Here is a 16,680-nt window from a genome sequence, read left to right on the forward strand (position 1 = left end):
AAGACAGCAGGAAAAAGCATGATTCCTGACAGGGTATCCATCCATGAAAGACCGGCAGAAGCCAATGGAAAAAGATTTGGAGACTGGGAGATGGATTTAGTTATTGGAGCAGAGCAAAAAAGTGCAGTTCTTACAATAATTGAACGAAGTAAGAATATGTTTCTACAAACAAAACTTCCATCCAAGAAACCTGAAGATGTAGAGACGGCTGTGGTAAGACTTTTGCTCCCCTTCAAAAAACATGTGTATAATATCACAACAGATAATGGAATTGAATTTCGTAATCACAAGGCTATATGTAAAGCTCTGGATTGTACTGTGTATTTTGCAGATCCATATTGTTCGGGACAAAAAGGGGCAATTGAGAATATGAATAAAATACTTCGGGAATATTTCCCTAAAGGTACAGATTTCAGACAGGTGTCTCAAGCGGAACTGAACAAAGTACAATATCAAATTAATGATAGACCGCGTAAAAAACTAGGGTTTTCAACCCCCAAAATCGAGTTTTATAAAAGTATTTGCTAATTTTGCACTTGCCACTTGACTCTACATAATTAACTATTCCACAAAGAATTTGCAAAGTTGACAGATGTTTTTTATTTTTGTCTTTATATATAAATAACATGCATATGTGGAAAGAGAAGTTAGGAGCCTATCTTATAGATGTCTCAAAATATGTGTTGACAGGTATAGTAATAGCATCTTTATTTAAAGATTTGGGCGAAAGCAAACTATTAATATATGTCTTAGGTTTATTAGTAGCTTGCTCAACACTCTTAGCGGGTTTAGTATTAAGTAATAAGAAGGAGGAAAAATAATGGAAGCAGTATTTGTTTTATCAGCAATAGGACTACCATGCGTAATATTCCTGATATGGTGTCTTACACCTCCGGGAAAGAAATGGTTAAAATCAAACCATATGATTTAAATAATGTATTGCGCAATCGTTCAGATTGCGCAAGTACCCTTACCACCATAATCACAACTAACATCGCCCTGATATTCCGGATGACGCTGCAACCACACTACGGCATAAGCACATGTAGCGACCGGTTTCAGACATTTACAGCGTGCATAATCGTATGCAGCCTTTACAAGGGCTGATGCTATTCCGCGTCCGCCTATTTCTTCGGGCACTATGGTGTGGCGGATATCAAGACCGCCGTCTTCTGTCAACAGATAAGCTACATGAGCGGTATAACCGTCCACCTCTACCTTGAACTGTTTCTTTGCTTCGTCATGTACAATTTCCATAAGCTATAAATTTTAGTGTTAAAACAATCTTCCCGGATTCTTCTCTGCCCTCCATTGCTCTATAGGCATGCTGTAAAGCCATGAGGTCTTTTCTTCCTTACGCTCGACGAAATACACATACGAGATGTCGTTCTCTACGATATGTATATTATCGTTCGGAGTAACCACAAGGAGCTGCAGATGGAGCTGCTTGCATAGGTCTATCAGATAGCGTGCCTTATCCTCGTCCTGTGCCTTGAAGGCCTCGTCGATGGCAATGAAACGGAATGAATTGTCCTGCATTCCGCTCTTTGTCAAACCGAACTGATATGCTATGGCAGAACCGAGGATAGTATATGTAAGCTGCGCTTTCTCTCCTCCCGACAAGTGTCCCATGTTTTCGTATGTGGTTTCCTTATTTCCTGTACTGCGGTTGAATTCCTCTGCCTTATAAGTGAACCATGAACGCACATCCATCACCCTGTTTCTCCAGTCCTCATTTTCCATACGTTCCATAAACGGCTGGATATGGTCGCGGAAATGTATCTTTCGCCCGTCTATCGTAGAATTGATTTTCTGCACATTAGGCATAGCCTCATCCATCAGACGGCGGAACTCTCTGACTTCTTCATTTATCCTGGTCTGCATTACCAGCTGAATGTAAGTAGCCGGCTGCTTGCGATAATCAATGCCGTGGAGCGATTCGTTCAGCATGCGGATATTGTCGTCTATCGCACTCTTCCAGTTGATGAAGAACATACGGAAATCTCCCACCTTGTCGGTAAGCGTTTTCTGCAGATAGTTGTCAAACTGCTTTTCGTATTTCGGCAGGTTTTCCTTCTGCAGGCGGCGCAACATTTCCTGATATTCGTCTATCAAGTCTATATTTTCTGCTTCAGGCAGGGCATTAACGTCCGAACGCCAGTCATTGAACTTCTCTGTGATATATTCCGAAGGATATTTGAAATCGCGGATATGGTTCTTCGCCTTATCCTCAGCCTCGCGTTTCTTGGTGAACAGTTTGTTCCGTTCGCGGTCATTACGGCTGATGAATGACTTGTATTCCTTGTCAAGGTCTTCGTATTTACAGTTCCTAAGTTCTTCGTAGGCCTGCTCAAAATCAGAAAGAAGGATAGAGCGCATTGACGAAACAGCTTTCTGGCATTCTTCCATCTCGTGCCTTGTTTCCTTTATCCTGGATTTGATATCCGAAATCTGACTCACCTTGTCGCGTATCTCTTCCAGCGAAATCTTGCGTATTGCCTGACGCACCTGCTCCAACTGTTTCTGCAGAGCCTGGATAGTATTATTGTTCTTCTCCAGTTCAGCCTTGTCGGAAAGTTTCTCCTGCAGACGTGTGGCGTATTCTTTCCAGTTTACGGCATCGAAGTCCTTGAACATATCCACAAGCTTCTTGCTCATGTCGTAGTCATACTGGAGTTTCTGTTTCTCTGAATTAATATCATTCAACTTAGCCATCAGCTCGATGTCTTTCTGCTGAAGTTCCTTTATCTCATGCTGCAGCAGGGCTATCTTGTCCTGGTTATCCCATCCGAGGATATAATTTGCCTTGCTCAACACCTGCGGACGGTCGTCCTTCTCATGTCTGTCGTGCGAGAATTTGATAAGCCCCTCACGTGTAACAGCCTTTTCGTGATAGCGCTCGAACTCCTCAAGATTTTCCACGCATGCATAGTTATATTTCTGGAATATGGTATCGCGTATCCACTCCTCATATTCAGAGTCGGGACGTATTTCTATCTTGTCGAGCAGTCTGGCATCGTCAGCTGTAAATGTTTCCATACCTGCAAGTGAGTTGTAAGTACGATAGCGGTAATAAGTAATCCTACCCTTCAAGTCGTTAGAGTTAAGAAACTTATTTACCTCATGATAATACTGGTCAGGCACAAGCAGATGCAGGGCAAAGTTGTGAAGGATTTTCTCAATGGCACCCTCCCACTCCATTTCCGCAGGATTTACCCTTATCAGCTCACCGATGAAAGGTATCTCATCCTTTGTGGCTCCGGTATGTTCAAGAATCATTTCGCGTATCTCCGACTCACGTCCTGAAATATTGTTCTTGTTCTTCTTAAGAGATTCGATGGTCTTGATATACTCATCAATCTTCATAGTGATATCTTTCCTTTCGTTTTCAAAGGATATTGTCTCTCTGATTTTCTGCTCTATACCGGCATTCATGCTTTCCAGACGTCCGGATACAGAGTCACGCTGACTTATGAAAGTATCCTTGTCAGGGTCTGTAGTAAGCGACAGGACAGATGCCACAGCATTATATTCGTCCATGCGCGATACACGCTCGTCACGGAGTTCCTCCAGGCGCTTGATTTCCTGCTCCATTTCCTTTATCTTCCTGCCCACCTCATCATTCTCTATGGCAAGGGCTATGGAACGTTCGTCCTCACGCATTCTGTCCTCATCGTCACGGAGTTTCTTTTCCTCTTTCTCAAGACGTTCCTGTTCCTGTTCCAAATATTCTACACGCTCCTTACCCAGTTCGATTGTCTTGCGGGCGAACCAGTAGTCAATGCTTTCCCTGTCCATGGAAAGCTGCTTGATTTTCTGTGAATATTCTTTTATCTCGTCTGCATATTCCGATATAGGAGTAAGCATTTCAATCTGCTTTCCGGCCTTTTCTATGTTGGTCTTTGCCTCCATCAGAGTCTTGAAACTGTCCTTGAGCATTATGTACTGCGACTCTGCGTTCTGCTCTTCAAGCATATTGGTACGGATAAAGTCATCAAGATCGTCGAGCACCTTCACACCTACTATCTGATTGAACAGTGAAAGAGCCTTGACGGAACGCATACCGAAAAGCTGTGTGATGCGGTCGGCATAGCCTACAGGACCTTCAAAGAATTCCACCATAGTTCGGTTTCCTTTATGAGAGCTTTCCAGACGCCGGCGCCACATACCCTTTCCGTCGAACGGTTGGAAGTCAGTCTTAATGTCCAGTTCACAATGGGCCAGACCGAAGGTACGTCTTAACTCTCCGCCCGAAAACCAGCGCACCTGAAACACTGTAACCATACGGGTATCGGTATTGGTAAAAGTGGCAAGAAGCACAGAGTATGCAGAATGATCGCGCAATGACTGTGTGCTGGCACCGCTTTCGCCATCACGCTGTATGTTTCCGTAATTACCCAGAACGTATGTCTCCTCTGTTCGGTTACCTTTCTTCTCTACTCCAGACGACTGGTTATAGAACCTGTCCTTCTTGGCAGGTACCATCAAAGTGAGTAGAGCATCTATTATGGTACTCTTTCCCGAAGCGTTTGCTCCCGTAAGCAGGGCATTGTTTCCCTGGGGCTCCATACGAAAAATTCTTTCGTGAAATGTTCCCCAGTTATATATCTCCATGTATTTCAGACGAAATCCCGACGTATCGGAACCGGTACTAAACAGACTCAACATATTCTTGCAGTTTATCCTTAAATTCTTGTAGTTTGTCCAATGTTACTTTCTCTTTTATTATTCTGTGAATCTGGTATGTATTCACATTGTCGCGCTTTATCAGTTTCAGATAGCCCAGCGACACTATACGGTTGATATAAGCGTCTATCTCGCTGAGAAGCTTCACCCTGTTGAAACGCTCCGGTAGGAATATCTCTATTCGCTCCTTCAACTCGTCGGCACTGACAAAACGCTCTGTAGCATACAGCTCGTCCATATTGCTGTCGAACTCTTCAAGCATCTGTCTTAAGATTATCAGAATCACCGATATTTCGAAACCAAGCTGCTGGCGAGGGATAAGTCCGGTAGTCCTGTCCTCATCATCCACTATCTGCTTGATATATGCAAAACCTTCGTCGCGCTTCACTATCAGCTCTATACCTATATTCATGAGATACTTGTTTATCTCCGACTGATAGTTAAGGATCTCCTCCCACGCGTTAGTATCTGTAGCCTCAACGGGACCTTTCAGCAGGCGTACTACGGTACGTCCGTAAGGTGCTATTATAGAATCTATATTCATTTTAAGATAATAATTTCCGGTATTACAATTGATTTCTTCAGTTCACTGTTAAACGGTATGACCTGTGTGCGGTCGGCATTGATGGTATGCCTGAATCCACGTATCACACTGATATATCCGAACAGTTCTGCCAGTCCTTTCTCCAAACCTCCGCTTTCCTCCACCACATCGGACAGAGAGACCTGCTTGCGTCGCTTCAACGAATCGTGTATTCTCTGTTTCAATATAGCGCGGTCAACACCATGACTTACAAACAGCTTATCCGCATGTTCTGCCTCGGAAATATCCGCACTTGCTATTTCTATCACATTGCTGTAGTCCACATCGTCAGTCTTTTCAAGTGTGAGCTTTCTCTCTATCGGCATGGATATTTCCGGCATAGTCTCCAGTTCGAGCGAAACATCAGGCTTGATGTTCCGGCTTGCCAACTGAAGGAGTACCGACTGAATGTCCTGAATGACACGTTTCGATGCTGCAGACTGAGAGTTATTATTCTCGCAGATTATACGGCTCAGCTTCTCAGCCATCTTGTCGTTGGCCTGATATACTTTCTTACCGCTGTTATACAGATACTGCTTCATATTTTTCAGGAACATATCTTCCTGACGTATCTGCGACGGGTCGATGGAATGATACAGATTGTCCACCATATTGTCCCATGCATCCTGCATGGACGGTGTCATAAGGAAATCCCAGAAAGCATAGAAACTTTTTCCCTGCGAGCTCTCCTGAAGCTTGTCGAGGGCATCGAACGTATATCCAAGGATATCACCTTTCGAAACGTCTCCCTCGGCATGTTTCTGATATATGGATTTTGTAATTGACTTGAAGTTGTCTTCCACTTCCTTGAAATCGGAAAGAAGTTCCTTTGCCGTACGGGTTATGTCGCGGAAACGCGGAAGCACCTGATAGTCTTCATATACCATTGCCGACTCGCCCGCTTTCAGACTCTGAATCTGGTGCTCTATCTCCAACTTTTTCTGCTCAAGCATTCGGATACGTTCTTCAGGGTCCTCGTTGGTAAACTCTACAAGCTCCTTTATCTGCCCGTAAAGGTTCATGAACTTTGATTCCGTTCCCACAAACTCATCTTTCTTCAGACTGAGAAGCCAGTCTATCACCTTGCTGGAATACGACGAAAGCTCATAGAACACCTCGCCGCTTTCTTCCTGATAATTGCGAAGAAAACCTTTGTCCGTCCATTTCTGTATATACTTGTACGCCTTCTCGTCGTATGAATCGAACACATTTATATCGTTCTCCTCATCTTTTTCCAGGTTGATGGAAGAAAGATAATCTGAAAGTCGCATCTTCAGCGAGTCATACGCCACAGGTTCTCTGTGCTTATAAAATGTTTCGTACAGAAACAAAACAATAATCTCCCTGTTACGCAGACGCAAAAGCTCCGTACAAGGAGAGTCGTTCAATATATCGGACAATAGCTGGGTTTCGGACATGTTTTTTTATTCGAAATAAGTTATCATACAAAGTTAGCTATAAAATCCGACACTGCAATGAGAGCCCCCAAATTAAGGGCAAAATTGTATCACAAAAAATGAACTGTCATTCGACATCAAATGACAGCTCATTCAAAGTAAAACGTGGGCACGTTTTAAAAAAACGTGTACAGGTCATTTTTTACGTATAAAAACAAGTCCGGAAACATCATTTCCCGCTTCACCACAAGCATTCAAATCGATATAGAAAGGAGTTCCCGCTTCGAAAGTTTTCACATCAACTTCGAATGTAAAATCAGGATTTTCTGAAGAGAGGACACCTGACTTGTTTATATCCGACAGAACCTCATCCCTCTTCAACAACTTCATTCCACCAATCTTAAGATTATCATTACCCTTAGTCTTTATGAATGTTATTTCATACGAGCCGTTTCCTGAGATTTTTCCTGTACACTCAAATCTCATAGGCTGCATGGAAGTCTGAACCTGCATAGGAGTCCATTCTTGAGTAAACTCACCATACTGCTTGTATTTAGAATAATCAGGAGCAAAATATATTGGCAAGGAATAAAGTCTGTCGCCGACAACCGTCATAGCATGAAAGTCACTCTTATCGTCAACCTTTACCGGACCTGTGTATTCCTGCGAATGTATATTAGGATATATTCCATTTGTAGTATATACTATTCTTTTACCATGTATTTAAGTTTTGACGTGACCTCTAAGCCGAGATATACTTTGGCTCATGCATATTCATCTAAACATAACTGTATCCACCCAACTAATACAGCAAGAACCCTGCAACTCCGCAAAGCACAATAAGCAATATAGGATTAACCTTATATTTATGTGACGCAACGAAAACAGCCACAAATATCAAAATACTTATTATTATACTATAGGTATCTGTTCCGAAATTTTCTCCATCCATAAGTACCAATGCGGCAGAAGCAAGCAGGCCCACCACGCCGGGACGCAATCCGTCGAAAACAGATACTACAGCTGGATGCTTCTGATATTTAAGGAAAAACTTACTTATAAGAATCATCAGAATAAACGATGGAAGAACTACCGAACAGGTAGCTACCGCAGAGCCCAACATACCTATAAGATGAGAATATCCGGCATTGACAACCGCAGTATAGCCTACATAAGTGGCAGAATTGATACCTATAGGTCCTGGAGTCATCTGGCTTATCGCGACAATATCTGTAAACTCGGAAGAAGTAAGCCACTCATAACGTGTCACCACTTCGCCTTGTATCATTGACAGCATGGCATATCCGCCGCCAAATCCGAAAAGACCAATCTTGAAGAATGTATAAAACAGTTGAAGGAATATCATATACTATTTTTTAAGTTTTTAGATTTATATATCAGTTTATTTTCTTTTTATAGCGTCCATAAATATATCCTCCTAATCCTGAAAGGATAATGACATAGACAGGCGAAAAGCCAAGAAGCCAGATAAGCAATGCGGATACAACAGGAATCCAGACGTTATATCTGTTAATGCGTGCCGTTTTCGCCATCTTGAATGTAGGCGCAGCGATAAGCGCAACTACCCCCGGACGGATACCCTTGAATATTCTTTCCACAGGTTCAAGATGCTGGAACTGTCGGAAAAAAAGTGCTATCGCGAGGATTATAAGAAACGAAGGCATAATTGTACCTAAAGTCATGAAGAAGGCTCCCATGAACTTTTTAAGCTTGTATCCTATAAAAATTGCTATATTGACAGCAAAAATGCCGGGCACAGTCTGCGCCAACGCCATAAGGTCAAGGAATTCCTCTTTCTTTATCCATTTGAGTTTATCTACTATCTCAGCTTCAATCAGAGGCACCATTGCATAGCCTCCACCTATGGTGAACAGACCTATACGGAAAAAAATTGCAAAATACTTCAGATATAACATTTCGTAAGTTGTTAGTTATTTGTTGCTTATAGTTTTTAGTTGTCAGACTATTTATTATTATCACTAATACCTTTCATATAATCTCTTGGCGGAACGCCATAAGCCTTTTTGAAGGTATCTGTAAAATATTTAGGATCGGCAAATCCAAGCATGTCTGATACTTCGGACACGGTATATTTCTGTGTCCTAAGCAATATGGCCGCTTCCTGCATTCGTATTTTCCTTATCAGGTCGGCAGGCGGTTCGCCGGTGAGAGCCTTAATCTTATTATAAAAACTTGTTCGGCTCATATTCACTTCGGCACATAATGTATCAACGTTAAGGCCTTTGCCAAGCCCGTCCTTTATAAGCTGCGTAACCTTATTGATGAATTCTTCGTCAAGACCTGACATAATATCGGCAACTTCATTTTCAGACTTTTCATCACTTTCAGAATTTCCAAGAATTACACTATGCTGAGGTAATGAATCAATGAACTGTTGCAGTCTTTTCCTTACCAAATCCCTGTTTTCAAGCACATTGCTTATGTTTGCCTTAAGTACTGTCATATCAAAAGGCTTAACGATATACAGGTCCGCCTTGGTTTTCAGACCAGTTATTATATCTTTTTTATCACCAAGAGCTGTCAACATTATGAACGGTATATGACTTGTCGCCATATTTCCCTTAACAGCCTTACACAGTTCGTGTCCGTTCATCTGAGGCATCATGACATCAGATATGATTAAATCCGGTTGAGAAATTTTGATAACGTCAAGTGCCTCCTTACCGTTTTCCACTCCACTGGTATTATACGTTTCCGACAAAGACTGCATCAGGAAGTTTCTCAACGCAGGATTATCTTCCACTATGAGTATTCGCGGCGCATTTACCGGAACATTGTGACCCGACTTGATATCTTCCGGTTCGTCTGCATTATAATCATCAGCCGGAATAGTATATGCCCATTCATCCTGAGACATGTTGTCCGACTTTTCGGCAGGAGTTTCTTCCTTATAAATATACTTATGACTCCTGATAGGGAAAGACAGATGGAAGCATGTACCTGAATTTTCAACACTTGTAAAACTGATACGTCCTTCATGATTGCGTATCAGCCTCCATGTGAGAAGCATACCAATGCCAGAACCTGTAATGAGCTGGTTTGTCGCATTATAGCCTCTGAACATGTATTTGAAAAGCTTCTTACTGTCAGTTTTTGACATACCTATACCAGTATCGGCTATGTCAATAGTCCAACATTTCTTGTTGTTTGAAGTATAAATTTCCACCTTACCTCCCTTAGGAGTATATTTCAATGCATTTGATATCAGATTTCTAAGTATGGAATCCATCTTGTTTCTGTCAATCCACACATCAAGGCTGTCGAATCCGGAACTGAATTCCATTGTTATTCCCTGCTGGGTAGCATAATTTCTGAACTGCTCCAAGTACCCCTTTATATATGTATTAAGCTCCATGCGGGTAACGCTTGCATGCGAACTGTAAAGTTCCTCCTTCTGGAAGTTCATCAGTTTGTTTGCCAGTTCCGAAAGATTATCCGTGTTCTGCAATGCCAGGTTGATATTGGCTGTTCCTTCCGGAGAAAGCTTTTCGTTTTTCAATATCTCGCCCAAAGGAGCCTTGATAAGTGTCAACGGTGTACGTATATCATGTGCGGTGTGTATGAAAAAATTGATTTTCTCCTGAGATGTACGTCTGTCTTTCTTTATCATCTTATATCTGTACAAAGAATATGCGGCACCAAGTACGAACAGAATATACAGCATTATAGCCCAATATGTAAGCCATAAAGGTCGCCCTATTATTATCTCAAGACTTCTTTCTTCGAGGAGCTGGTTATTGTCAAGAAGAATAGCACGTATCTTTAGATTATATCTTCCTGGCGACAGATTGGTATATTTTATTGTTCCATCACTATCCGGTTCACTCCATTCGTCGAAAAAGCCTTCAAGTTTCCAACTATAATAAATATTCGAAGGATTGTCGTAATTTACTGAAGATACATTCATGGAGAAAGTATTCTGATAGTATCCGAGTTCCAGGACAGATGTTTCATTAAGCAATCTTTCAAGCGGTGAGCCTTTCTCACCGGGATACACAGGCCGGTACATGATATTCAGATTGTCGAGTATCATGTGAGAAGAGAATTGTCGTGGAAGTTTAATGTCATCAGGCAGTATTATAGCCCCCTCATTGCTTCCCAATATTATTTCGCCGCGTCCGGTGTTAGTGGCAGCTCCCTGATTGAAGTTGCTGGCAGACAATCCCTGTTCGCCGGTCCAGTTTGTGAAGATTTCATCTTTTCTATCGTATAGTGAAATACCGTTTTCTGTTCCTAAAATGATATCTCCATGCCTGTTTTCAGATATACTGTATATGTTATTTGTTATCAGACTACAGTTGGATATTGTAAAATGTTCTACCTCTCCGGTTTCATTATTGATAATATAAAGTCCGTCACCGTATGTTCCTACGTATGTATATATATTGTCTTTAGTCTGGTAAATAGAATTCACGCAACCTGTACCCTGCCATGTACCGAAGCGTTCCATGTCATTATCTTCCTTACTGAAAATGTAAAGTCCGTTAATTGTTCCCACCCATAGCGATTTCGCATCTTTCTCTCTTACACATGTTATAGGATAATTTGACGGATAAATATTGGTACGTCCTGTTTTTTCATCATACGAACGTAAGCTTTGGAATCCTCCACCCCATAATATTCCGTACGAATCGCGTATTATACTTCTTATGTATTTATCAGGGGCCTCATCACGTCCTCCTTCAAGCTGAATGGCATAATCGGACTTTCCGGAATGTTTGTCTATACGATAAATTCCGGACATGTATCCACCGGCAAGTATTACCCCAGGTTTATACTCGCACAGTGAAGTGAATATATGATTATCATTGCCGGTATCATTTGTATAGGCCGAAAGGAAATTCTTCCACGTTTTGGCAGAACGGCGATAACAGCTGATACCGTTACTTGTAGCATACCATACATCGCCTTCGGAGTCAGTCAATATAGCATTTATTCTATTATCGACCAACGAATTGCCGTTACCTTCGGAGTGTCTTATCCATGTGTAGGGCTGATACTTGTCTGTATATACAGTTATACCGGTAGGATATATCACATTCCATATTCTTCCGTCACGGTCGATGCACAAGTCTTTTATTATACTACCGTTCATTCCGTTCTTCCTCATATGGTCTTCTTCGAGAAAATGAGTAAAAATCTTATTCTTGACATCCATCTTATAAACGCCGCCACCATCTGTAGCTATAAGCACTTCATTGTTTGAACTGCCGTATGTTCTTATAGCGTTTATACTTATGTCTGTGAGAACATTACCGACATTATAGACACTCCTCTCTGCCGGATTATACAGATACAGACCATTGACTAATGTATTAATAATAAGATAACCGGATTCCTTATGGTAGAACATGAAATCTATCAGACCGATTTTCTTTATGTCTGTTCTTTCTGTCTTAAACTCACCATCACCGAAAAGTGACAATGTATATATTTCACTCTTTCCGGCAATAAAATATCTGTTCTCATCAGCTGTACCCGTTATATGCGCAATCTTGCTGTCTGATACATTGTTTATACAATATGAACTGTCATTCTTAGTATTATAATATATAATATCGTTGCCGCAGCACATCAGTACTTTCTCTTTCCCGTCAGTATGGAATGCAGATATAGGAATATCCTTATACTGCGGGTATTTGTTTTTCATATCAAAAACGATGTGGAACGCATCTTTCATTTCGTCATATCTAAATACGTATCCATCTTTTCCGATTTCCCACAATGTATTATCACCATCCATTGCCAATTGGTTAAGATTAGGATAGAAATTGATTATTCTATCTTCTTTTTTCAGTTGATAATGTTTGAAGTTTTTTCCGTCAAAACGGTCAATACCTTTATGAGTAAGAATCCACATATATCCCTGTGAGCTCTGACGGATAGAAAGGACACGACGGCTGCTCAAGCCGTCCTTCATGTCAATGTATCTGTATATTTGAGAATATGAACTAAATATACACGAGAATAATATAATCAACGAAACGAATAATCTATAAAACATGACTTTTATGCAGTTTATATTGCAAATTTCGCTAAAAATGAATTGAAATCAAAATAAAACTAAAAAAGGTTTTCCCGAGTTTATTCAGGAAAACCTTTTTAGTTTTAGTATTATAGTATTAATAGGAGGTATCAGCCTACTCTAACTTCTCTACCTCCTCTAACTTCTTTACCTTCTTAACTTCTCTTCCACCCACTTACGCGCATTTACGAATGCCTCCATCCACGGAGTAATCTGGTCTTCACCAAGACGTTCTGCAGGATAATAAGCATTTTCCCATGGGAAGCAAGCTCTTTCAAGATGTGGCATCATTGCAAGATGACGTCCGTCCTGTGAAGCGATACCGGCTACGCTGTAGTCCGAACCGTTAGGGTTACCAGGATATTCATCGTAAGAATATTTCAGAACTACGTTGTAGTGGTCTTCATCGTAAGGCAATGAGAATTTACCTTCTCCGTGAGCTACCCAGATACCGAGCTTAGAACCGCTCAATGAGCCGAACATCACGCTGCGGTTCATAGGAACTGTAACGCCGAGGAAGTTGGATTCAAACTTGTGTGAGTCGTTATGAAGCATCTTGCCTTTCTTCTTGTCTTCTGGAGTGATAAGTCCGAGTTCCATCATCAGCTGGCAACCGTTACATACACCGAGTGACAATGTATCCTGGCGTGCATAGAAGTTGTCGAGAGCAGCTTTTGCTTTTGGATTGAACAGGAAGCTTCCTGCCCATCCCTTTGCTGAACCAAGAACGTCAGAGTTAGAGAAACCACCGCAGAACACAATCATGTTAATGTCTTCCAGTGTTTCGCGACCACTTACAAGGTCAGTCATTGTTACGTCCTTAACATCGAATCCTGCCAGATAAAGCATATATGCCATTTCGCGTTCGCCGTTTGTACCTTTCTCGCGGATGATTGCTGCCTTGATACCGCTTGGAGTGCGGCGGTCAGGGTTAAGTCCGAACTGAGAAAGCTTACCTGTGAATGAAGGATTGAACGCAAATTCAACAGGCTGCTGCTTGTAGTTCTCGAAACGCTTCTTGGCACATCCATTCATGCTCTGATGACGGTCCATCAGGTATGAAGTAGAATACCATACATCACGCAAGTAGTCGATACCAAACTGGTAAGTAGCACCATCCTTAGAAACGAGGATATGACGTTCTTCTGTCGGCTTACCAAGTTTAACGAATCCTACGCCTGCATCTTCAAGAATCTTCTTGACTTCCGCTTTATCCTTATCTGCAACCTGTATAACGATACCTGGGTTTTCTGCGAACATAATCTTGACGATATCATCACATTTGATCTTGTCAAGTTCGATTTCCATACCGCCTTCAGTGTTAGCGAAACACATTTCAAGTAGTGTAGTGATAAGACCACCTGCAGAAATATCGTGACCTGCAAGAATCAGTCCTTTGTTGATAAGTTCCTGAACAGCAAGGAATGCATCGCGGAAGTATTCTGGGTTCTGTACAGTAGGAACGTCGCTGCCAATCTTGTTGAGGCTTTGAGCAAAAGCAGAACCTCCAAGACGCAACTCATCGAAACTGAAGTCTATATGATAGAATGTAGATTTTTCCTTGTTGACCATAACCGGAGAAACGACTTTCTTCACGTCGCTTACTTCGCCACCGGCAGAAACGATTACTGTTCCCGGGCTGATAATCTTTTCTCCGTCAGGGTATTTCTGAGTCATTGACAAAGAGTCCTTACCTGTAGGAACGTTTATCTGAAGCGAGCAGCAGAAATCAGACAAAGCCTTAACTGCTGTATAAAGTCTTGCGTCTTCACCTTCTTGTGAACGGCAAGGCCACATCCAGTTAGCGGAAAGAGAAATGCTGTCCATACCGTCTGCCAATGGAGCCCATACAAGGTTTGTCAGAGCTTCAGAAACTGCAAGAACAGAACCTGCGGCAGGATCGGCAAGAGCAGCCTGAGGAGCATGACCGATAGCTGTTGCGATACCGGCATTTCCACGATAGTCGAGAGCGACAACACCACAGTCGCTCAAAGGCAACTGAAGTTCACCCTGACACTGCTGGCGTGCAATCTTACCTGTTACCGAACGGTCAACCTTGTTTGTCAACCAGTCCTTACAAGCTACAGCTTCAAGTTGAAGAACAGTTCTTACGTATTCGTTCAGTTTAGCCGCATCGTATGTTACATTTTCATATTTACGTTCTACTGTCTTATCCACCATATATGTCTTAGGAGAAGAACCGAACATCTGGTCAACAGCCAAGTCGAATGGACGGACGCCGTCAGCCTGTTCGAATGCGAAACGATGGTCGCCTGTAGTTTCACCTACAACATACATAGGAGCACGTTCGCGTTCTGCAATCTTTCTTACGTGGTCAATAGCCTTTTCATCGATAAGCAATCCCATACGTTCCTGAGATTCGTTTGCGATGATTTCCTTAGCAGAAAGAGTCTCGTCACCGATAGGAAGCTTGTCCATGTGGATAAGACCACCGCAATCTTCAACCAGCTCAGACAGACAGTTTACGTGACCTGCCGAACCATGGTCGTGGATAGAAACGATAGGGTTTTCATCTTCTTCGCAAAGTGAACGAACCACGTTGTATGCACGTTTCTGCATTTCTGCGTTTGCACGCTGTACGGCGTTAAGCTCGATACCAGAAGAATAACGTCCTGTCTCAACAGAAGATACAGAACCACCACCAAGACCGATACGATAGTTGTCACCACCAAGAACAACAACTTCGTTGCCAGCTTCAGGGCTACCCTTCAAGCAGTCACGCTGAGTACCGTAACCTACACCACCGGCAAGCATGATAACCTTGTCGTAAGCATACTTCTCATTGTTTTCCTGATGTTCGAATGTAAGTACAGAACCACAGATAAGCGGCTGACCGAACTTGTTACCGAAGTCGGAAGCACCGTTTGAAGCCTTGATAAGAATCTGTTCAGGAGTCTGATACAACCATTTACGAACAGGAAGAATGTTTTCCCATTCACGTCCTTCTTCCGAACGAGGATAAGAAGTCATGTAAACGGCTGTACCTGCGATAGGCCATGAACCTTTACCACCACCCATACGGTCACGGATTTCACCACCTGTTCCGGTTGATGCGCCGTTGAACGGTTCTACCGTAGTAGGGAAGTTATGAGTTTCAGCCTTAAGCGAGATAACAGTCTTTATATCTTTGATTACGAAATAGTCAGAAGTAGAGTGATCTTTCGGAGCGAACTGTTCTACAACAGGACCTTCAGCAAACGCTACATTATCCTTGTATGCTGAAATGATTTTGTTAGGATTTTCGTTTGTAGTTTTCTTTATCATCTGGAACAATGATGATTCCATTTCCTGTCCGTCAATAATGAAAGTTCCACCGAATATTTTATGACGGCAATGTTCCGAGTTAATCTGCGCGAATCCGAAAACTTCCGAGTCAGTAAGTTTACGTCCCAGGTCTTTTTCAACTTTCAAGAGGTAATCCATCTCTTCGCGTGAAAGAGCCAGACCTTCCTGCTCGTTATATTCTTCCAGGTTCTCAATATATATAATAGGTTGTGGCTTGATATTTACATCAAAGATTTGCTGGTTCAAACCTTTATACATACGCTGCAGCATAGGGTCGTATTCAGCATTTTCATCTTTAACAGGGAAATACTCTTCAATACGTCTTATGCCGCTTAAACCCATATTCTGTGTGATTTCTACAGCATTGGTACTCCATGGAGTAATCATCTCCCTACGAGGACCGACGAAACATCCTTTCAGATTTTCTTCTGATTCAACAGTGGCGTCACTGTATAGCCAGCATAATTTCTTGATGTCTTCAGCATTCAATTCCTGACTGCATGCGGTTGCAATCACGCTTTTGCCTGGTGTTCTGAAAAATAGAATCATAACATTATATTGTTTTTGAGTGTTTAAGTTCTATTGTTTTGAATAACATGTTTATATGTTATATCCTTCTTTTAAAAACAAATAAAAACTTA

General features: G+C 41.9%; 11 protein-coding genes and 1 pseudogene. 2 read left to right on the forward strand and 10 right to left on the reverse strand.

Features of this window, described 5'->3' with window-relative positions; all coding sequences use genetic code 11:
- Together H6A27_RS10830 and H6A27_RS10835 are read left to right on the forward strand one after the other, a co-directional pair.
- The coding region (locus H6A27_RS10830; protein WP_204508682.1) for an IS30 family transposase at positions 1-528 on the forward strand (528 nt) is incomplete at its 5' end.
- 104 nt (positions 529-632) lie between these two features.
- Entirely contained in the window at positions 633-821 is a 189-nt protein-coding gene (locus H6A27_RS10835; protein WP_154043270.1) for a DUF6722 family protein, read from the forward strand.
- 130 nt (positions 822-951) lie between these two features.
- Here the strand turns inward: H6A27_RS10835 and H6A27_RS10840 are convergent, their stop codons facing one another.
- From H6A27_RS10840 to purL, 10 genes and pseudogenes are all read right to left on the reverse strand, one after another.
- Positions 952-1,257 (reverse strand): GNAT family N-acetyltransferase, encoded by a 306-nt coding sequence (locus H6A27_RS10840; RefSeq protein WP_204393474.1) that lies wholly within the window; start codon positions 1,255-1,257, stop codon positions 952-954.
- Between the two features lie 18 nt (positions 1,258-1,275).
- Positions 1,276-4,668 carry an ATP-binding protein gene (locus H6A27_RS10845; protein WP_204508683.1) on the reverse strand — a complete coding sequence of 1,131 codons (3,393 nt, stop codon included), beginning with the start codon at positions 4,666-4,668 and terminating at the stop codon, positions 1,276-1,278.
- On the reverse strand, positions 4,652-5,230 hold the full coding sequence (locus tag H6A27_RS10850) for a DUF4194 domain-containing protein (protein WP_204508684.1): 579 nt from the start codon (positions 5,228-5,230) through the stop codon (positions 4,652-4,654). The genes H6A27_RS10845 and H6A27_RS10850 overlap by 17 nt, the downstream gene beginning before the upstream one ends.
- The gene (locus H6A27_RS10855; protein WP_204508685.1) at positions 5,227-6,687 is read right to left on the reverse strand and encodes a DUF3375 domain-containing protein; all 1,461 of its coding nucleotides are present in this window, start codon (positions 6,685-6,687) and stop codon (positions 5,227-5,229) included. The genes H6A27_RS10850 and H6A27_RS10855 overlap by 4 nt, the downstream gene beginning before the upstream one ends.
- A gap of 174 nt (positions 6,688-6,861) precedes the next feature.
- Positions 6,862-7,281 (reverse strand): hypothetical protein, encoded by a 420-nt coding sequence (locus H6A27_RS10860; RefSeq protein ID WP_239469660.1) that lies wholly within the window; start codon positions 7,279-7,281, stop codon positions 6,862-6,864.
- A gap of 39 nt (positions 7,282-7,320) precedes the next feature.
- A pseudogene (locus tag H6A27_RS15605) lies at positions 7,321-7,389 on the reverse strand (hypothetical protein); the annotation flags it as partial.
- Positions 7,390-7,468: 79 nt separating this feature from the next.
- The gene (locus H6A27_RS10865; protein ID WP_204402539.1) at positions 7,469-8,032 is read right to left on the reverse strand and encodes a chromate transporter; all 564 of its coding nucleotides are present in this window, start codon (positions 8,030-8,032) and stop codon (positions 7,469-7,471) included.
- A gap of 31 nt (positions 8,033-8,063) precedes the next feature.
- Positions 8,064-8,603, reverse strand: coding sequence for a chromate transporter (locus H6A27_RS10870; RefSeq protein ID WP_204508686.1), 540 nt, complete (start codon positions 8,601-8,603; stop codon positions 8,064-8,066).
- A 47-nt stretch (positions 8,604-8,650) separates the two neighbouring features.
- Entirely contained in the window at positions 8,651-12,628 is a 3,978-nt protein-coding gene (locus tag H6A27_RS10875) for a response regulator (RefSeq protein ID WP_239469661.1), read from the reverse strand.
- A gap of 252 nt (positions 12,629-12,880) precedes the next feature.
- Positions 12,881-16,588: a phosphoribosylformylglycinamidine synthase gene (gene purL, locus H6A27_RS10880; protein ID WP_204508688.1), complete on the reverse strand. Its 3,708-nt coding sequence runs from the start codon at positions 16,586-16,588 to the stop codon at positions 12,881-12,883.
- Positions 16,589-16,680: the final 92 nt, after the last annotated feature.

It is taken from the genome of Bacteroides caecigallinarum (assembly GCF_016902295.1).
Lineage (GTDB): Bacteria > Bacteroidota > Bacteroidia > Bacteroidales > Bacteroidaceae > Phocaeicola > Phocaeicola caecigallinarum_A.

Excerpts from the sequence above, each read along its gene's own strand:
- H6A27_RS10835 (WP_154043270.1), top strand. The coding sequence starts at position 633 with ATGTGGAAAGAGAAGTTAGGAGCCTATCTTATAGATGTCTCAAAATAT.
- H6A27_RS10840 (WP_204393474.1), bottom strand. The coding sequence starts at position 1,257 with ATGGAAATTGTACATGACGAAGCAAAGAAACAGTTCAAGGTAGAGGTG.
- H6A27_RS10845 (WP_204508683.1), bottom strand. The coding sequence starts at position 4,668 with ATGTTGAGTCTGTTTAGTACCGGTTCCGATACGTCGGGATTTCGTCTG.
- H6A27_RS10850 (WP_204508684.1), bottom strand. The coding sequence starts at position 5,230 with ATGAATATAGATTCTATAATAGCACCTTACGGACGTACCGTAGTACGC.
- H6A27_RS10855 (WP_204508685.1), bottom strand. The coding sequence starts at position 6,687 with ATGTCCGAAACCCAGCTATTGTCCGATATATTGAACGACTCTCCTTGT.
- H6A27_RS10860 (WP_239469660.1), bottom strand. The coding sequence starts at position 7,281 with ATGACGGTTGTCGGCGACAGACTTTATTCCTTGCCAATATATTTTGCT.
- H6A27_RS10865 (WP_204402539.1), bottom strand. The coding sequence starts at position 8,032 with ATGATATTCCTTCAACTGTTTTATACATTCTTCAAGATTGGTCTTTTC.
- H6A27_RS10870 (WP_204508686.1), bottom strand. The coding sequence starts at position 8,603 with ATGTTATATCTGAAGTATTTTGCAATTTTTTTCCGTATAGGTCTGTTC.
- H6A27_RS10875 (WP_239469661.1), bottom strand. The coding sequence starts at position 12,628 with ATGAAGGACGGCTTGAGCAGCCGTCGTGTCCTTTCTATCCGTCAGAGC.
- purL (WP_204508688.1), bottom strand. The coding sequence starts at position 16,588 with ATGATTCTATTTTTCAGAACACCAGGCAAAAGCGTGATTGCAACCGCA.